Source organism: Tepidibacillus infernus, from assembly GCF_048898065.1.
GTDB lineage: Bacteria > Bacillota > Bacilli > Tepidibacillales > Tepidibacillaceae > Tepidibacillus_B > Tepidibacillus_B infernus.
Genome location: NZ_JBLWFI010000001.1, coordinates 225,312 through 244,949, shown reverse-complemented (window position 1 = coordinate 244,949; position 19,638 = coordinate 225,312). Strand labels below are relative to the sequence as shown.

Genomic DNA, 19,638 nt, shown 5'->3' with positions numbered 1-19,638 from the left:
AATGGTATTTTACACCTCCATATGAAAGTAATCTTTTAATAAACATCCATGAACAACTCTAGTTACCACCTCCTTTCAAATCAATTTGGACAACGCTATTGAACAAATTCGATATAAACCATGTCCCAAATAGATAGGGTTGGAATCGTAAATTGAATCGCTTTTCCATGTTCATGAGAAACGATTTGATCATTTAGTTTAATCGGTTCGGTATTTTCAAAATCAGGGCTTGCTAAATATACTCCGTTCACCTCTTTTTCAATTAATACCGTACAGGTTATCTCCTTCTGTTTTTTTGGACGTTGTTTTTTTCCATGCTCCCAATAATCATCCTCTAATCCTACTAAATTAATAAGGTGAATGATTTGATAGTCTGGAAGTTGTTTCACCATCGTCCAAACCGTATTTACATCCCCATTAGGAGTATAAGCAGCTTCCCCTTGAAAGGAAATCTCCGTGTTAATTCCTCCGGTATATACAAAAGAAAGATCAACTAATTGATGATCGTATAATAGTTTTCCATATCGGACGATAAAGTCATAATATTTCCTTACTTCTTCAATAAAGATATTACTCATGGTGCCATAACTGGGATAATAGGCTTCCGTAAGCACTTTATTTTCTTCACCAATGAGAAGATGATAACCCCCGCTGGCAAAAATGGTTGCCATGGTCAGCAGAGCTCCATTTTCAGCAGCGGTTTGGTCATATTGGTCATATCCTTCCGTTTGTTTAAAGGATGGAAGATAGGCAGAAAGAATAACGTGCTTATCGTCGCTTAACTCACGTCCGCGATCGATTAAAGCTTTTAATTCCCGCAAGTGAATGACAGGGGGCCATACTTCAATATAGATGGCGTCTTGGTCAGCTTTTGCAGTGGTATGTACAGGGTAATTACTCACATTGTTAAATATCAGTCCGACTTCAGCATTTACCTCTTTTAAATGTTTTTTTGTTTGATTGATTAATGCTGGATAACAATTTGCTAAATCAACCAATTCTTTTCTACCATTGACATGACGGAACGCTTTTTTAGGAAATCCATATTGATCCATATGAATTCCGTCAAAGCCTTCTTCCATCACTTTGCGAAATTCAGAAATCATATGTTTATTCCATGGGGAATCCGGAGATATGTCCATGATGTAAAAAATATCGATTAAATGATAGGGATCTCCGTTATTTTTGTACAATCCCCATTCCTTATGCTGTTCATGAAAATCCTTTAATGAAGCATACACTGCTCCATAGGCGAGGGCAGCCATTCCTTTTTCATGCAGGGCATTGATCTTTTCTCGAACCACAGGATAAGATAATGTGCGACCCATGGGATCAACGAAGTTTTCAGCAGGTGGAATCATGTTATCGTGTCTGTACATCCAATCATAAAATTGTATGATATTCAAATGAAATTTGTTTAGGGAATCAACATCGTTTAGCTGCCCTTTTTCATCTTGATGAAAATCACTTAAAAATCCATATCGAGGTGCCCTCCGCCAATGATCAACCACGTCCCATGCGGTCGATTTTTGGGCAAGATATTTTCCATTTGCAAACAGCTGAATATTCACACCAAACCCTTCCCAAATTTCATTTGGCACTTCAAATGGAATCGAAATCTGTTTAAAAATTGCTTTTTCTAAATATATCTCCATCTTTTCTTCCCATTCCAATTGATGGAGTCTTTTAAAAGAAACTTTGATCTGAATCATAGCCTCTTGATTACCCGCTATTTCCACGATTATGCTGCCTTGCTCTCTCGGATGATATTGTGCCTTATCCGGATATACATCCAAATGATGGATTTTGACTTGTCCCACCGTTTACACCACCTATTCTTTCGTAGTTCTTTCCTTTAGATAAACCATATCCCAATACTTCAAAGAAGGTATGGTAAATGTAATAAATTTCCCCTTGCCATCCTTTGCTGCTGTAAAAACCAACGATCGGGCACTTCCATGATCTTCGTCTGGTGTGGCAATAAACACTTTTTCGACAGGTTGATCTGTATAATATTTGACGTTAAGGTTTTTCATTTCTATCGGTTCTTTGTATTGACCAAAATCATCCCGCCATTGAAGTGATTGTTGATTGGTAAAGTTAATTAAATGAAGTATTTCATATCCTTTTTTGGCTTTAGTGAAATACCAAATTGCACCCTTTTCTGGATATTTGGATGCTTCATTCGCTTCTATGATTACATCTCTTTCAACAGATACCACCTGATCTCTTAACAGATTTTGATAAGCTACTAAAAAATCATAATAGTCATAGAGGGCTTTCTCAAGTTCCTCAGTCATGACTAAATGGTTATTTGGAAAATATTCCTTACTAAGCATTCCGGTATCTCCCAATTCAAAATGTGCTCCTCCAGAGGCAAATATCACTGCATCTGCTAATAGGACAGAAGCTTTATTAAACTGTCCAGGTTGATCTGCTTTTCTATAATTCATATAAGCCGCAAGGACAATCGCTTTATTTCCCTTTGTTAATCGGATATTTCGTTCAATTACTTGTTTTAATTGTCCGTAGGTGTTGATCGGATTCCATACTTCTGTATATAAAAAATCAACAGGGGATTGTGCAATCCGGATTTGACCGTAATCGTTCACTGCATTCATCACAAGAGGAACATGAAGTGTTTCTTTTGCTTTCTTTAAAAAAACCTCGTAGGTTTGATCTAACTCGATGATATGTCCTTGGTAATCATAAAGGCGTCCACGATCTCCAAGCTGATCCACATGCCAGCCGTCAAAGGGGAAGACCTGAAATACTTCTTCTTCCTTCTGCAGGATATAATGCTGCCATCCTTCATTTGCTGGATTCTGAAGAATAAGTTTACTGGTTGCCCAAGTATTCGGCAAAGGATGCCCATCCTGTAGTTGATGCATTGCATCCTTATATAATCCCCATTCCGGTTGAACTCCGTCCTGTTCGCTGAATTGATAAGCACCAAATAACAAGTTATAGTTCATCGCCATCATGTTTTTTTTATGGGCTTGATGAAGATATTCCATAACCGTTTCAACATTGATATCTCGATTTGCAATATCTTTCCATTTATTTAAAGGGTTCTGAACGGTTCCTGCTAAAGGTTGATGGTGTTTATACTGCCAGTCATAAAACTGCAGACCATTGATATGAAACCGATTTAATCGTTCAATGTTATTCCTTATTTCCTCCTTCGATAATTCCCCAAAGTTTGTAATATAGCCGTACCTGGGAAACTTTGCCCAGTCGGATGAAATATCAATGGCGGTATTACCTTTGTCTTTAAGTTCACCATCAGAAATAAACCAAGCTTCTACTAAATACCCCTTATAATCTTCTTTTGGAGAATTCCATTCCACCGATAAAGTCTTCTGCTCTCCATTTATAATTGTAAATCGATCGGATTCCAGTCTGGCTGCTTCTTCTCCCAAATGTTTAATCGTAATGATGATTTTCCCTTCTACATCCAATTCAGAGCGATTAGTTAGTCGGGTATAAATAACTGCTGTTTCTCCCGGTCCATACCTTGCCTGTTCTACATAAACATCATCAATCCATCTTCCTTTTTCTAATAGACGGTTGACTTCCAGGGACACATCTTGATGAAAAACAACATATAGACCGAAAAAGAAAAATAGGAATAAAAAAATAATGCGAAACAAAAGACCTAGATGTTTCTTCATAGCCATTATTATCCTTTCACCGCACCTTCACCTGTCGTGCTTTGAACAAATTTTTTCTGGAAAACGATAAAAATCAAAATAATCGGTATGATGGCAATGAGGGATGCTGCAAAAACTAGCCCCCATTTTGTCGCATGCTGCCCTTGGAACAGCTGCAGCGCAATCGGCAGCGTTCGCTTAGCCTCACTTTTTAAAATGGTTAAAGCAACAAAAAATTCATCCCATGCTCCTGAAAAGGCAAAAATGCCTAGTGTGGCCAAGGATGGTTTAGATAATGGGAGATAAATATGTCTGTAGATCGTCCACTTTCCGCCTCCATCAATAATCACCGATTCTTCCAGTTCCTTTGGGATCCTTTCAAAAAAACCTCTGAGAAAAAAGGTGTTTCCAGCAATTCCAGTTCCAACATAGAGCAATAATAACCCCCGATAGGTGTCGACGAGCCCCAAGCCTTTAATTACCGTAAATTGCGGAACGATGTTCAATACACCCGGCACCATCATCGTAAACAAAAACAATCGAAACAAGAATTCTTTTAAAGGAAATTGAAACCGAGCAAAAGCATAGGCGGTCATTGAAGAAAAGAAAAGAGCAAATACGGTAGTCGTGGAAGCAACAAATAAACTGTTTAGAAAATAACGTTGAAAGTTATTTTTATTCCAAGCTTCGGTATAATTGTGAAAAGATTTTTCTTCCTTCAACAGTTCATCAGGGTGAGGGAGTGAAAAAGTATCTTGTGTAAAAGAGGTTAAAACCATGTAAACAAAAGGGGTTAAAACCACAAATAACCCAATGATCAAAAGCAGATAAACGACAATTTTCCAAAACAATGCCATACCTCATCCCACCTAAAACTCAATTTTTTCTTTTCCTATGGTTTTTTGTTGTCCCCACGTAATTAGAAAAATCATAATTCCCATCAACACACTGATTGCTGAAGCATAGCCAAAATCAAAAAAGCTAAAGGCCTGCTTATACATATAGCTTAATAATACTTCTGTTCTGCCTAAAGGTCCTCCGTTTGTTATAAGCAATACCTGAATAAAAACGTTAAACGAACCAATGATTAAATTAATGATGACAAAAATCGTCGTTGGTTTTAATAATGGTAAGGTAATATATCGAAATACTTCTCCTGCCTTTGCACCATCAATTTCAGCAGCTTCATAAAAGTGTCTTGGAATGGATTGGAGTGCTGCCAGATAAATAACCATTACCCAACCTATACCTTTCCATATCCCCAGTGTCCATATCACGATCATCGCTGTCCATTCATTTTGCAGCCAGCTGATCGGATGAGATAATAAATGCAGCTTTTCATATAAAAGAAAATTAATAAGACCATATTTACCATCAGCAAATAAATATTTAAACAAGAACGAAACAACGACCCAGGACGTAATAACGGGAATATAATAGACCGTTCGAAAAAACACTTTATGTTTGATAAATTTGGCATTGATTAACGTGGCAATAAAAATCCCAAAAACCCATTGTCCCGGAACGGTGATAATACTGTACAAAAGGGTATTTCTTAATGCCAAAAATACCTTTTCATCATGGATGGCACGTATATAATTATCTAAACCGACAAAAGTACTTTCTTTCGGCAAAAGGACATTATATTCAAAAAAGCTCATATAAATCCCTTTAATTAAAGGAAAAACAACAAAAACGGCAACACCTAACAACCCTAAAAAAAGAAAGGGAAAGACATTCCACCATTGTTTAAGCGATAAGACCAGCGTTGAAAAAAGGGATTGCAACAATGATTTAATTTTTTGAAAGGATAATTTGATTTTTTTGGGTTTTTTTTGCGAATCAATAGGAAACGGTGTTTTTGTCAAGGTTTTCCCCCCTTTGTACTTGTATGTTACAGTGGTTGTCAACAGTAGATCACTGCTAACAACCACTGTCCATGCTTATTTTAAAAATTCATCAATTTCTTTTGCCGCTTGATCTAATGCTTCTTTTGCTCCCATCTCTCCACGTACCGCTTTCCCAAAGGCAAGATCCAAAGACTCTTCTATTTTTACCCAATTTGGATGTGGTGTTCTTGGTTGGGCGGTTTTTAACTGTTCGATATATGGTTTAATGAATGGAACGGAAAGCACTTCTGTCGATCCGGCAGCTTGTTGATTGGTAGGAATTAATCCTGTTTGTGCCATGATCTTCTGCGGTTCTTCCGTCATCAAGAATTTCATGAAAGTCCAAGCATCCTCCGGATGTTTTGTCGTATTAAACATAACTAAATCTTCCCCGCCAACGACAGATACACTTCCGCCATCTCCTTCAGGCATCAATGCAGGAGTAGTAATTTCTAATGCTTCATCACCTAATATGCTGTAAAACCAAGGACCGTCATCGATCATTAAATATTGTTCTTTCACACCATCCCAAGTTCCCGGTTCTCCGCCAAGTAGTGTAGGTGCGATCAATCCTTCGTTATTTAGCTCTACTATTTTTTCTAAAGCTGCAATACTCTCAGGACTGTTTAAATATCCCGATGCTTTTGTAAAATTCTCATCCGTTATTTTACCGCCTAGAGACCAGAAGTATGGTAATGAGCCCCAAGGTCCCGTTCCTCCAATACCAATTCCAAATTTACCCTTTGCTTTTAAAGCTTTTGATGCTTCAATCAATTGATCAAAAGTTTTAGGGGCTTCGGTTAAACCTGCTTCAGCCAATAACTCTTTATTGTATATAGCGACTTTTGTGTTCGTGTTAAGCGGCAAACCATAATATTTACCATTATAATAATTGGTTGCTAATGGTCCGGGAAATAATTGCCCGGATACATCTCCAAAACCATCCATATCATCTAAAGACATTAAAGCGCCTAACTTAGCAAATTCTGGTACCCAAATGATATCCATTCTCATCAAATCCGGTGCTGCATCACCGGCAACCCCTGCAATAACTTGCTGTTTTAGCCCTTCATAAGGCATTCTCGTAGATGTTACTTTTATATTTGGATATTTTTCTTCAAACAATGGAAGTACCTGTTCGTTAAAAATAACTTCTTCTGTATCACTGTAGGTATGCCAGAATTCAATCGTAACCGGTTCTTTTATCGTTTCTTCCTGATTAGATGCATTCGTCTGTTCATTCCCGGTGTTATTTCCTTCTGTTGTTTCTTCCGACTTGGCACAACCAAATGAAATGGCTGCCATACTGACAATAAGTAAGGTGATCAACATAAATTGAAAAAACCTTTTCATTATTTCCCCTCTTTTCTAATACTTTCATTTTTTTTTACATGCTCGAATAGAATCAGATACATGGCGTGGGACCATAGTAACGGCTTTGCAACCGGTCCCCATAAATTGACCCATTGATCAATATAAGCTTCATCGTTCACATGATGTAATACCTGTTCAGTCATTAAACCTTGTTCATCAGCTTGGCTTTCTACCCACTGCAGTTGCTTCTGTGCTTCATCGATTCTGCCTACTGATGCGTAATACCACCCTAACCAACTGGACAACAGTAACCATTCTCCACCACCATAATAGGTATCTTCAGGAAATCGATGAACACCTCCCTTATGTAATAATTTTTCTTCTATCACTTTTACTGTATTTACCATGTATTCCTCATCAAGAGAAAACACTTGAAAAGGAATACTTAACCAAAGCAAACTTGCATCTACGCTGGTTGAACCGATGTACTTCACAAAACGATTTTCATAAATGGCATGTTTTAATAGAAAATCTTTAATATGAGCAGCGGTTTGAGCAATATCTTCTCTTTGCAGAAATTCATTAATGGAACTTAATCCCCCGTAAATTGCCGCCAATGTAGAAGGATGGATTTTATCTTCATTTTCTTCCCAACAATCACTGTTCGGAAAATGCCAAAACGTGATTAAATAATGGATGGTATCTTCGACACTTTGTTTAAATTGCTCTAACAAATGATTATTACCTGTCAACTTGATATGTTCACTTAATCCCCACAGCCAAGTTCCATATCCATCCAATTGAAAATTAGGCCACTCATCCTTGGCTTCTAAACCTTCTAAAGTATAACGACAAGGCAAAAAATCTTTAGCTTCCAGTTTTTCACCTGCTTGATATTTTAAATAAAGTTTTTTCAGTTTTGGTTGATTTCTTATGATCGTATGATGTACCCACTGATAAAACCGTCTTGCTGAATCATGTTCAGAAACCATATCCATCGCATAGGCAATAAAAGAGCCGTCTCTAAGCCAACTATATTGATAATTATCAAAGTTAGGACTTGCGATATATGCTCCGGATGGATGTTGATTTTGCTTAATTACATGCAGGCTTATTTGTTTTAAATTCAATATCCTTTCACCTCTCATCTTTTTTTACAGGCTAATCTTTTAAACGTAAACGTTTACTAAAGAAAAAAATAATAGAACGTAAGCGTTTACGTTGTTTAAAAATAAAAAGATAAAAAACAAAATCTCTTCTATTGTTCTATTCTTTTAACGGATTGCCTTTCGATAATTTTATGTGGAATAATACGACTTTCCACGGTTTGTCCTGTATTGATCATTTTAAAAAGCATTTTCGTCGCGATTTCCCCCATTTCATATAACGGCTGAGCCACTGTGGTCAGTGGAGGAATAGACATTTCTGCTACTTTTAAATTATCATAACCGATGATGGATATATCGTCAGGAACCTTCCATCCATGTTTATTAGCAACAGATAGGGCACCGATTGCAATTTCATCACTTGCAGCAAATACGGCAGTAATATCATGCATTTCATTTATGATTTGTTCCATACCCATCATACCTGTTTTATAACCAAAATCGATTCCGTAGGTAATTCTTTGTTCATCAACCATAAGCCCATAATCTCGTAAAGCCTGCTTATATCCTTCCACCCTGGGAACTCCTGCGATTGGATCATCTTTTGTTCCGCTGATCATTGCAATTCTTTCATGTCCATTCATAATTAAAAATTCAGTAGCACTGTATGCAGCATGCTTATCATCTACTTTCACGTAAGGCAACGGATAACGATAGGAAGCCGTTGAAATAAGAACGATTGGAATATCCATTTCTATCATCGCATCATAGTATTCTTTTTTTAATACTTCACTGGTAAAAATAATACCGTCAACCCTTTTTTCGTTTAAAACTTGCAGATATTTTATTGTGCGTATTCCATTAGAGTCTGTATTACATACTATGACACTATGGTCAGATTCATGAGCAGTATCTTCAATTCCATTGAGTATTTCTGCGGCAAACAAACTTGATACATTAGGAAGTAACACACCTAAGGTTTTTGTCTTTCTACTCACTAATCCCCTTGCTACTGCGTTTGGTTGATATCCTAATTCTTCAATTACTTTTAGTACTCTTTTCTTTGTTTCTTCAGAGTAACCCGGAAGTCCATTTAGTATGCGAGATACTGTTGCTGTAGATACATTCGCTTTTTTTGCTACATCTTTTATAGTTGGATTCATCAGTGATTTCACTCTTCCTACGTAAACGTTTAACTACAGCTTAATGATAACCTCTGAAGAATTAATTAGTCAATATCTTTTTTCTAAATTTATTAAAAATTTAAACTAGTTTTTTTATCTATAATCAAAAAAAAACTGTTAAGACACAATACTATCTTAACAGGGAAAATTCTTTTCTATCTGCAAAATGATTTTTTTCTTACACTTCTACTCTACATTACCATAGTACCATTGCTCACCTGATGACATTACACGGTAATGAATAGCCATGACATCATCTTCCGACCAATTAAGTGTATTCGAATCCTGTCTTACCAACACAATATTCAGATTGGACCAATCTCCGATACTTACTGACCCGGTGCTGGATAATTCAGAAAGGGGAATAACCATTTCAATGTCCCCTGTATTTACATCCCATTGCGGAATCGTAACTCCGGTAAGATGTTTATCAAATGTCCAGCTTCCATTATTCACATAGAATTTAGCAAAATCATTGGAATCACTCCATCTGCTAACCATATATTGCATCGGGCGATCCAAGCTTCCGCCATATAACCCTGTATTTTTTGATTCCATCGTACTATGTTTAAAATCTTCAGCATAGACCGTCATGGCAAAACGGGGAGCAGTATTGTAGCCGGACAAATGATTGCTGTCATTTTTAATCCGTACATATAGATTGTTGGCGTCATTGGTATTATATACTTTTGCAATATCTGTATCCCCTGAAGATGATTCGCTGTCATTTAGTTGGTCATGATAATATGGAACATTGCTCCATTGAGGTAAATCATTAGCCACCGTAGTCGTTACATTAATTGTCTTATACGCTCCTGCGTTAAACTGCGGAGGAATAATACGTAAATCTGCCTGATCTTCATAGGTTAAAGCCGTAATAATAAACCAAGCGGCTGTCACAGGTTCTACCATTGTACTGGGAAGAGGTTTTAATGTAACTCGTGATACGGCCTCTCCCTGAGCCATATATCCCACAGCCGTCCGAGAAACGATCCACTTTAGATAATTTAAAGCCGTTTGTTTTTCTCCTCGATATAAATGGTGCAGTGCAGCATAAGCGCTCATTTGCGGCCAGGTAGGTTCGTCACTTAACGCTTCATTTCCAGCAGGGCTAAATGGTGCTGTGTAATAGAAGGTATCCCCATCATAACGTGCAATTCCAAAATTATCGTGTTGCAGATTGGTTTTTATTTTGTTTACATGACTGTTTGCCCTTGAGGAATTCGCATCTACCACGCCGTAAACAATCAAGGCATTGGATGAACCGTCTACTAAAGTTCTCGGCGTTCCATCCAAATTAACTGCACAATTGTAGTAGCCATTATTTACGTTCCAAAGTCCAGGAGGATTCCATGTAACATCTTTTTGAATGTTAGAACGAATTTCACTGGCTGCACCGTTATAATCATCTGCCAAGGTAAATAACCCCTTAGCTCTAGCCATATGCTGTGCAGCATCTAATCCTGCTACATACAATGCCTGAGTAAAGGCATTATACTTGCATCCTCTTCACCAAATCCGTAAGGATCAGAGCCTACATTGGACCAGATAAAATCTGCCGACTTTCTGTACTTATCCCAGATATTATTTAAGAAAGTGGTATCACCTGTCAATTTATAATGCTGATAAGCACCTACTAAAAAAATACCAATGGAATCATGCTTTGGTTCTACAAAAGGTACATATTGTTCGTCCAGTAATCAGAGGTTGTTTTAAACGTGCCATCCGACTCTTGACGATCCTGCAGCCAATACCAATATTTTTTTGCTTCGTCGTGGAAGCCCGCTTGATCCAAGATCATTGCGGTTACAGCAGAATCACGTAACCATACCTTGTAGCCATAGGCTATTGGATTGGTTGTTGCCGGAGTAGCTCCATATGTCGGATTCGTTGCATTTTTTATCGTTACTAAGCCTCGAGTATAGGTCTTATTAATTCCATCATCGGCAAAATTGATTGTTTTTCCTTGGCTAAGCCAATTACTGTAGGCCGTAGTCGTTTGCTGAAACCAGTAGTCAGCCGTTTGGGATAAAGCTCTGTCTATTGCACTTTGCACATTCGTCAAATTATTTTGCACGGTAGATACAAAGGAAATCGATACAGAATCTGAGGCCGGGATGGTTATTTCATCCTGAAAAGCAACGCTGATATCTACCGCATATTCATCGGAATTATTTTTTACTGTTCCATTATTATCGAAGGTATACCAAGCACTCACATCGTTTGCTCCCAAATCTGATTGGGTATCATCAGCCACCTGATAACCGTCAGCAGTTTGAAAAGCCCCTAAAGCAACGTAATATTGACCAGAACTGGTCATATCTACAAATAGGCTATTTCTGTTGCTATCATACCAACCATGATGAACTTGGTTGCTTCCGCCTTTGGTAATATTATTGACGTGAATCTGCTCCAATAGGTTAAAATCAATGGAGGTTGCATTATGATTGATAAAGGTATATTTAGCAACCATAAAGTCTTCATTAGGGACCATCGCATAATCCTTTTCGATAATAATAGGCAACGAATTACCGCTGTAGTCCAAATATTTCGTATGAAGAATTCCACCTTCATCATAATAAGCTTCTGAGGCAAAATTGTGCGGTTCTGTATATTTCACTGCATTGGTTTCATCACGAAAAAAAGCAGAGTAATCATGAATCTGATTCACGGTATAGTCGTCATCAATTCTCATTTCTCCAATTCTTGGACCATAATTTCCTGTATCCGTTTGAGCTAATTCGCTCGCCATCCATATATTTACTGCATCCTTCCAGTTATTCAAGTAAATGCTTGTTACTGACTGATCAGTGGGTAATGTATCTGTTGATGCTTGAGTAATTTGCAATGGAGCAAACAAGATGGAAGTAATAAGGATTACTGATAGTATGAAAATCATGTACTTGTTTTTAAAAAAAAGATATATTCTTTTTCCTCCTTCTACACTTTGTTTATTAAAACTCCATCTGAATTAGTCTTGCTTTATTGTTTGGAAATAATCACATCATCAATTTGCAGGGAAGTGTAGCCGTCTGCATTAAGATAGAAACCTAAATCAAGCTGTCCGCTTGTAATATTTACCGTTGTATTTATCTGCTGCCAATTGGAATTTGGCGAAAAGTTAATATTGATTTGGCTATCGCCGTAATTACTTAATTACATTCTTGCATAAGTAGGATCAACACCTGAATAGGCTTGTAGTTTTACCCATGTACTTATATTGTAGCTGCCATTTGGTAAGTTATTAATTATTTGATGAACGCTTTGTTGATAGGGTGAAGTATTCCAGAAATAGAGTTTATAATTCCCGCTATGAACATCATACGAGTCAACTCCGTAGGAAGCTGATGGGTGCCATTCTGTCCAACCTGTTATATCTCCTGTTTCAAATCCGGGATTGACAACACGATTGACTGGTTGAGGAGTACGGTTATTTAATTCAATATAATCTAAATTAAATGCGCCTGTATCATCTGAATTACGAGCAATAGTGATTAAATTTAATCCTTGGGAAAGAGGAATGGTGATACTTGCATTTCCCCAAGTATCCCAGTTACTAAGATTGGGTAATGAAATTTTTCCGGTATCAAGTATATTGCCGGAAGCATCATTTACAGTATAGGAAGCTGTACTGGTATAACCCATTGCGTTTCCATACCTGACATTTAAATTATAATTGCCTGAACTAGCTGCATTTACAGAAAAGACAACATTTGCACCTTCTGATCCTGATTCCAGTTTGTCAATAAATCCTTCCCCTGAATATCCGGTATGATTATTGTTAAAGTGAGCCCCATTTTGGAAAGCTGCTACCTCTGCTTCATATCGATTTATCGTCGGATCAGGATGGTTCGGAATAATTTTTACTATACTTACATCATGCAGATTAAGGGTTACAGTTTGGTTGGTTTTAAATCCAAGATCAGTATGCAACCATAAATCTCTTACAGAAGCTCCATTTGTAAGTCCTAATATGGAAGCAAAATCTATCGACTGAGTTTTCTCGTAATCAGATCGGTTAAATATTGCAGCCACCCAGTTTCTGTCAGAAGTCTGTCCTATCCATCGTTCACTGTCACGGCTTCCTGTATCTGGATAACCTGATGTTTCTGGTTCATAGGGATTTCCATTATAATATATTGGTTTTCCTACAAATCCATCCTGATGTAACGCAATTAATTCCGTGTTTTGATAATATTTTGCATTATCTCCTATAGTGTCATATTGATCAGCAATCGCAATAGGGGAGCCTGCCATGGTAAATAAAGATACAGCAGATTTTCTTTCATTATCTGCATAAGAGCCGGAAAATGTATTCATTCTCAAAAAATCTCCATCTAGAATCATAGACCTTCTGCCGGCTATGTCTGAAAAACCGGTAAACCCTTGAAATGGATTGGCCCACTGTGACCAATGATCCTGCCAAGTTTGCCTCAAATCCCCAAAGCTGCCTTGACTGATATGTGTCCATCCGCCTGTAGCCGTGTCATTATCGATTCGAATCATATCTCCATATTTCATTTCTACTTCTGCATGATTATAGAGATTTGGCATTACAAGACTAATGGTCATATCCGTACCGGCAGCTTCTTCAATCCAGCTTAATGCCGTTTCGTAATTCACGGAACCATGAGCAATCGCCCCGTCAGGGGCACCTACCTCAGTACCTGACTCATACCAAGATAAAAAATCAACACGTAAAAATATAACCCCCATATTTTTAAAATAATTCACGTATCCTTGTACAAATTCTTTAGTTCCTGGTTTTGTTACATCTACCCAGTAAAGCTGTTTTGCTGGATCCGGATTTCCATTAAAAAAATCTCCGGAAGTTACTATACTACTAATAGGTATATCTGTTCCAATCACTTTTTTTGTAGAATCATTTACAGCAGCTTGAGTTACCCATAACGGGTTATAATAAACTCCCATTTTCAAACCTTTTTGCTCAACATAATTTACCTAATATTGCCAGTCATGTGTCCACGAGTCATTATAACTAAGTATATAGCCATTTTCATTAGTTAACGTTGACCCTTCAATCCAGCCGTCCGTGCTGACCATTTCGTAGCCGTAAGATTTAAAATTGTCAGCGATCCAGTCAATGTTTGCTTGCCAGCGCGATTCTGTTAATGCCGTATCCGTAGTAAACGGATACTCATAACCAATCCAATACATCGGACCTGAACCCTCCCGTGTAACTGCACTATCTCTGGCGTAAGCAGTTTCAATGACTACAGAAAACAAAAGCAATAAAGCTAACATAAGAGTAACTGTTCGACCAGCAATTTTCTTTACTCTACAAACTGACATTTACATCCCTCCATACTCTAGAATTAAGGAAGATTTCATGAAACGATAGGGATTTGTATATTGCATGAAAGCGACTTTCGAGAGTTGTCTTCTCTCATATTCTTTTAATCATAGAAGGCAACGAACGACGGAGCCAAAATGTAATATACAAATCTATAAATAGTTTAGCGTAATTATAATTTTTTCCATGGTTTATAAACACAGACAATATTGAGGTTTATAAACACAGACAATATTGAACAAATAGGTGGAAAAATTTGCGATCAATATTTTCCACCTTAGTGAACAATTTATTCTGTGTTTCTTTAAAATTTTAATTTCTAAAATAAAGTAAGGAGGTGTACCCTTGTGTTTAACAAAATAAAATTTAAACAAGCCTTAACCTATATTTCTTTTGTAGGTCCAGCATTTTTGGTATTTAGCGTTATCGTATTAATTCCATTTGTTTTAGGGATGTACTATTCCTTTACGAATTGGAACGGGGTGTCAGGCACAATTGAATGGGTGGGACTGGATAATTTTATCCAAATCTTTAAAAATGATTTGCAAGTTAGAAATTCTTTCTTATTTACGCTCAAATTGACATTGGCATCCGTATTTTTAACCAACCTGTTAGGGTTCTTGTTAGCATTGGCATTAACTCAGATGCTTAAAACAAAAAATATCTTGCGAACGGTCTTCTTCGTACCCAATTTAATTTCCGGTCTTCTATTAGGATTTATCTGGCAATTTATTTTTGTTAAAGGTTTTGCATCAATAGGACAGATCACAGGTTTATCTTTTTTTCAATTACCCTGGTTAGGTGATGCAAAAACCGCTTTTTGGGGGATTGTGATCGTAAGCGTATGGCAAGGTGCCGGATACATCATGGTGATCTATATTGCATCCTTATTGAATATACCTAATGAAGTGATCGAAGCGGCTCGAATTGACGGAGCAAGCGGTTGGAACTTATTAAGATATATTATTTTACCTTTAATCAGGCCGGCGATTACCATTTGTTTATTTTTAACAATTGCCTGGTCATTTAAAATCTTTGATCTCAATTTCTCGTTAACAAACGGGGGACCGTTTAAATCGACAGAATCTCTGGCAATCAATATCTATACGGAAGCCTTTGTCAACAATCGTTATGGATTAGGTGCCGCCAAAGCGTTCCTGTTTTTTATCATTGTGGCTACAATCACAACTATACAAGTTCTATATACCAAGAAGAAGGAGATTGAAGCTTAATGGAACAGAGATATACAAAGCGAACTTTTCTTCTGGAGATTTTAACGATTTTATTAGGGTTAATCTTTTTAATCCCCTTTTATTTTATTATTATTAATTCATTAAAAAGTTTTTCAGAGATTCTGTTAAACACGGCTGCATGGCCTAAAGAATTTCAATGGAATAATTATGCGGAAGCATGGAAACGTCTTCAATATCCAAAGGTATTTCTAAACTCTCTTTTAATTACGGTGTTTAGTAACCTGGTAATCGTAATTTTTAATTCAATGGCTGCTTATCGTTTGGTCAGATCCCCAAATAAAATCAGCAAAATCATCTTTATTTTATTTATTTCGGCTATGGTGATTCCCTTTCAGTCCATCATGATTCCGTTGGTTCGGGTGACCAGTCAGTTAGGGTTGTTAAACAGTATCCCGGGTATTGTGATCATGTATCTTGGACTTGGAGCAGGGTTCTCTATTTTTCTTTATCACGGATTTATTAAAGCAATCCCCCGTGAAATTGAAGAGGCCGCCATTGTTGACGGATGTTCTTCGTTTTGTGTGTTTTGGCGAATCGTATTTCCGCTTTTAAAACCGATTACCGTTACAATCGTGATTTTAAACAGTTTATGGATTTGGAATGACTTTCTGTTGCCTTTATTAGTGCTTCAAGAGCAAAACTTAAGAACTATCCCGTTAGCTACGTTTTTCTTCTTCGGCCAATATACGAAGCAGTGGGACTTGGCATTGGCAGCCTTAATTTTAGGGATTATTCCCCTTCTTATCTTTTTCTTCTTTTTGCAACGTCATATTATTAAAGGGATAACGGCAGGGTCAATCAAATAAAGAATCATCAATATTTTCCACTTATTTGAACAATATCTTACGTGTTAGAAGTGATGCATGCTTTATATAATGAGGTTGAAAAAAATTGATTATTTTAGGGGGTCAAGTCTGAAATGATTACTTGAAGTAGTATTCTATAAAAAAAGGCATAGCAAACAAGCCATCGATCGATGACTTTATTAGAAATATTTGGTTAATAAAACTTTAAGTAGTTGTAACTGCCATCACTCGAAAACCTTGACTTTTAGCTAGTAGAATTGCTTGTTCTACTGTGATCTCACGGTTTACTGGAAGTACATCGGATTTTTTGTACAATTCAGGATTATAGGGTTCTTTCTTTTTGAGAATATGGTATATCGCTGTTAAAAGCATTCGTGCTATCGCAATAATCGCTCGTTTGTGACCACGACGTTTTTTAAGCCTTAAATAGCGGTTTCGAATTTCGGGATGTTTTTCACTTTTGACTACCGCAGTCGCACACTGTACCAAAAGAGGCTTTATGTAGCAGCCAGCTCTCGAAATTCTTACTGACTTTTCCTTGCCGGCACTCTCATTATTGGTGGGAGTCAGTCCTGCCCAGGAACATAAATGCTTAGCTGTTGGGAACACGTCCATGTTTGCACCGATTTCCGAAACCACGGCAATGGCGGAAAAGATATTTTTAAAGGACGGAACAGTTAAGATTAAGTTAATTTCTTCTGAGTAGGACTCGGCAAGAGCAAGAATTATGGTTTCAAGGTCAGCTTTACGGGATTCAAGGTCTTCATAGTGCTGTTTAATCACCTTTAATTTTTCTGCTTGTTCTGGAGTAATAAATCCGTCAATGGCGAGTTCCAGTTCAGGAAGTTTGTCCTTCATGGAGCCATGGATTAAAGGTTCTAAATCAAAAGAGGTATCCAGAGGATTTTTAAGGAGCTTGTCAATGATGTTCATGGAGCTTTTGCCGAAGGTATCCGAAACAACATTTCCAAGCTGAATGTTAGACACGGTTAAACTGTTTTGAAGACGGTTCTTCTCACTGGACATAAAGTTAGTCAGTTTAAAACGATAACGCATAAGGTCACGAAGCTGTCTGATCGCAAGTGGAGGCATAAAGCTTCCAGCTACAAGGTCATGCTTAAATAAATCGGCAATCCATTTGGCATCCTTTTTGTCCGTCTTTTTGCCGCGTATCGCCTTGACGTATTTAGGATGTGCCAGAGTGATATTGCAGGAATCTTCAAGTACATTAAACACGGGAATCCAGTATTTCCCGGTAGATTCCATACAGACATCCTTACAGTTATTTTGACAAAGCCATTTTGACAGCTCTTTCAAACCTTTGGTGAAAGTCGAAAAGCGATGGCGTTTGTAAGTGGTAACCCCTTTATCTGTTGAAGCAATACAGGCAACAACAAAGGTTTTGTGGACATCAATTCCACAACAAATTGGATAAACAATTTTTAAAGCCATAGGAAAAACTCCTTTCTGAGGTGTATAGGGATAGCCAGCATTGACTGATTGCCCAGCAATAAACGAGTAATGTTTATACAAAGATAAGTCTGCGTGCTCGAAGTCACACTTATTTGTGCTTGGAAAGGCAATCTACACATATAAAAATGCGGTCACTCCATAATTGGAGCAACCCACTCACCTCCACGTGATTTGTAGTTCACTGGTATCCCTATGAGTTTAGAATAATAAAAATTTCGCCCAAAGCACAACTATTTCATTACGTTTTGTGCCTTGAGCGAAGCGAAAGGAATGGATATAAAAATGAAAAGGCTTACTGTAGTCACTCTTATTATTTCTATCATCATGCTATTATCTTTATCTGCTTGTTCGACAACCACTGAAGCACCGGCAAAAACCGAAGCCGATCAAGCCAACAGCAGCACAACACCGGCACAACCAGCTGAAAAGGAAAACATTACCTTAAGCATCTTCCAATTCAAGGTTGAAATTGCGGAGGATCTGGAACAATTAGCAAAGGAATATGAAAAAGAAAACCCCAATGTTAAGGTCAATGTTCAGACTGTAGGCGGCGGCGCTGATTACGGTGCTGCATTAAAAGCACAGTTTGCATCAGGAAATGAGCCTGATATATTTAATAACGGCGGATTTGCCGAGGCTCAAACATGGTTAAATAAATTAGAAGATTTATCTGATCAACCTTGGGTCAGCCATGTTTATCCATCTGCAAAAGTTCCTATGACTATTGACGGAAAGATTTATGGTCAGCCTTTGAATCTAGAGGGATACGGATTTATCTACAATAAAGATTTATTTGCCAAAGCAGGCATTACAAACTTACCTAAAACGTTGGATGAGTTAGAAGCAGCTGCAAAAAAACTAAACGATGCAGGTATTACACCTTTTTCCGTCGGCTATGGCGAATGGTGGGTATTGGGTATTCATTTGCTGAATATTCCGTTTGCACAACAACCGAATCCTGATGAATTTATTCAAGGCCTGAACAGCGGAACAGCCAAAATCCCGGGCAATGAAAAATTCGAAGAATTTATGAACCTTTTTGATTTAACAATAAAATACGGCAATAAAAATCCGTTAACAACCGATTACAATACTCAGGTTACTCAATTCGCCAGCGGTCAAACAGCGATGATGCAACAAGGTAACTGGACAACCAATATGATATTGGAAATTAATCCGAATATTAATATGGGTTTCTTGCCAATTCCAATCAATAATGATGCTGAAGCGATGGATAAACTTCCGGTAGGTGTTCCAAACAACTGGGTAGTTAATAAAAATTCACCTAACAAGGAAGAAGCGAAGAAATTCTTAAATTGGATGGTAAGCTCCGATGTCGGAAAATCCTACATCGTTCAGAAGTTTAAATTTATCCCTGCCTTTGATAACATAGAAGCTACCGGTTTAGGAGCTCTTGCCGATGATATTATTAAATATTCCAATGAAAACAAGACTCTTTCTTGGAACTGGTTTAAATACCCTGACGGAGTCATCAATGAATTTGGTTCAATTATGCAAGCTTATGTCGGCGGGCAAAAGTCGAAGGATCAATTCTTAAACGACTTGCAAACAGCTTGGGATAATTTAAAGAAATAATAAATGGGATAAAAATTATTGAATAGATTAAAGAAAAAACTGGTTTTGTA

At 37.4% G+C, this 19,638-nt stretch carries 15 protein-coding genes; 3 read left to right on the top strand and 12 right to left on the bottom strand.

Translation table 11 applies throughout. The features are described 5' to 3' along the window. Window positions 1-95 precede the first annotated feature (95 nt). The 11 genes from TEPIDINF_RS01240 to TEPIDINF_RS01190 all read right to left on the bottom strand — a co-directional run bounded on the left by TEPIDINF_RS01240 (window position 96) and on the right by TEPIDINF_RS01190 (window position 14,459). Window positions 96-1,820: a glycoside hydrolase family 66 protein gene (locus TEPIDINF_RS01240; protein ID WP_421691207.1), complete on the bottom strand. Its 1,725-nt coding sequence runs from the start codon at window positions 1,818-1,820 to the stop codon at window positions 96-98. 12 nt (window positions 1,821-1,832) lie between these two features. Then, a complete protein-coding gene (locus TEPIDINF_RS01235) occupies window positions 1,833-3,674 on the bottom strand; it encodes a glycoside hydrolase family 66 protein (RefSeq protein WP_161937268.1) in 1,842 nt (613 codons plus the stop codon). Between the two features lie 8 nt (window positions 3,675-3,682). Then, window positions 3,683-4,510, bottom strand: a complete 828-nt coding sequence (locus tag TEPIDINF_RS01230; protein WP_421691206.1) for a carbohydrate ABC transporter permease — start codon at window positions 4,508-4,510, stop codon at window positions 3,683-3,685. A 12-nt stretch (window positions 4,511-4,522) separates the two neighbouring features. Next, window positions 4,523-5,521 carry a carbohydrate ABC transporter permease gene (locus TEPIDINF_RS01225; protein ID WP_421691205.1) on the bottom strand — a complete coding sequence of 333 codons (999 nt, stop codon included), beginning with the start codon at window positions 5,519-5,521 and terminating at the stop codon, window positions 4,523-4,525. A gap of 75 nt (window positions 5,522-5,596) precedes the next feature. Then, the gene (locus tag TEPIDINF_RS01220) at window positions 5,597-6,895 is read right to left on the bottom strand and encodes an extracellular solute-binding protein (protein ID WP_421691204.1); all 1,299 of its coding nucleotides are present in this window, start codon (window positions 6,893-6,895) and stop codon (window positions 5,597-5,599) included. After that, entirely contained in the window at window positions 6,895-7,986 is a 1,092-nt protein-coding gene (locus TEPIDINF_RS01215; protein WP_421691203.1) for a glycoside hydrolase family 15 protein, read from the bottom strand. Before TEPIDINF_RS01215 ends, TEPIDINF_RS01220 begins: the two co-directional genes overlap by 1 nt. 128 nt (window positions 7,987-8,114) lie before the next feature. Beyond that, window positions 8,115-9,125 carry a LacI family DNA-binding transcriptional regulator gene (locus TEPIDINF_RS01210; protein WP_068722950.1) on the bottom strand — a complete coding sequence of 337 codons (1,011 nt, stop codon included), beginning with the start codon at window positions 9,123-9,125 and terminating at the stop codon, window positions 8,115-8,117. A 207-nt stretch (window positions 9,126-9,332) separates the two neighbouring features. Then, entirely contained in the window at window positions 9,333-10,562 is a 1,230-nt protein-coding gene (locus tag TEPIDINF_RS01205; RefSeq protein WP_421691202.1) for a hypothetical protein, read from the bottom strand. Between the two features lie 253 nt (window positions 10,563-10,815). Continuing rightward, window positions 10,816-12,045 (bottom strand): glycoside hydrolase family 15 protein, encoded by a 1,230-nt coding sequence (locus tag TEPIDINF_RS01200; protein ID WP_068722946.1) that lies wholly within the window; start codon window positions 12,043-12,045, stop codon window positions 10,816-10,818. 257 nt (window positions 12,046-12,302) lie between these two features. Continuing rightward, window positions 12,303-14,078, bottom strand: a complete 1,776-nt coding sequence (locus TEPIDINF_RS01195) for a CBM35 domain-containing protein (protein ID WP_068722944.1) — start codon at window positions 14,076-14,078, stop codon at window positions 12,303-12,305. A gap of 30 nt (window positions 14,079-14,108) precedes the next feature. Then, window positions 14,109-14,459, bottom strand: coding sequence for a hypothetical protein (locus TEPIDINF_RS01190; RefSeq protein WP_068722939.1), 351 nt, complete (start codon window positions 14,457-14,459; stop codon window positions 14,109-14,111). 348 nt (window positions 14,460-14,807) lie between these two features. Here TEPIDINF_RS01190 and TEPIDINF_RS01185 point away from each other — a divergent pair, with 348 nt between their 5' ends. Next, complete coding sequence (locus TEPIDINF_RS01185) at window positions 14,808-15,692, top strand: carbohydrate ABC transporter permease (RefSeq protein WP_068722937.1); 885 nt, start codon at window positions 14,808-14,810, stop codon at window positions 15,690-15,692. Next, window positions 15,692-16,519 carry a carbohydrate ABC transporter permease gene (locus TEPIDINF_RS01180; protein ID WP_068722935.1) on the top strand — a complete coding sequence of 276 codons (828 nt, stop codon included), beginning with the start codon at window positions 15,692-15,694 and terminating at the stop codon, window positions 16,517-16,519. Before TEPIDINF_RS01185 ends, TEPIDINF_RS01180 begins: the two co-directional genes overlap by 1 nt. A 204-nt stretch (window positions 16,520-16,723) precedes the next feature. On the opposite strand, the gene TEPIDINF_RS01175 is transcribed toward TEPIDINF_RS01180, so the two are convergent. Continuing rightward, the gene (locus TEPIDINF_RS01175) at window positions 16,724-17,971 is read right to left on the bottom strand and encodes an IS110 family RNA-guided transposase (protein ID WP_421691201.1); all 1,248 of its coding nucleotides are present in this window, start codon (window positions 17,969-17,971) and stop codon (window positions 16,724-16,726) included. Window positions 17,972-18,274: 303 nt separating this feature from the next. Here TEPIDINF_RS01175 and TEPIDINF_RS01170 point away from each other — a divergent pair, with 303 nt between their 5' ends. Then, window positions 18,275-19,588 carry an ABC transporter substrate-binding protein gene (locus TEPIDINF_RS01170; protein ID WP_421692125.1) on the top strand — a complete coding sequence of 438 codons (1,314 nt, stop codon included), beginning with the start codon at window positions 18,275-18,277 and terminating at the stop codon, window positions 19,586-19,588. Window positions 19,589-19,638 lie beyond the last annotated feature (50 nt).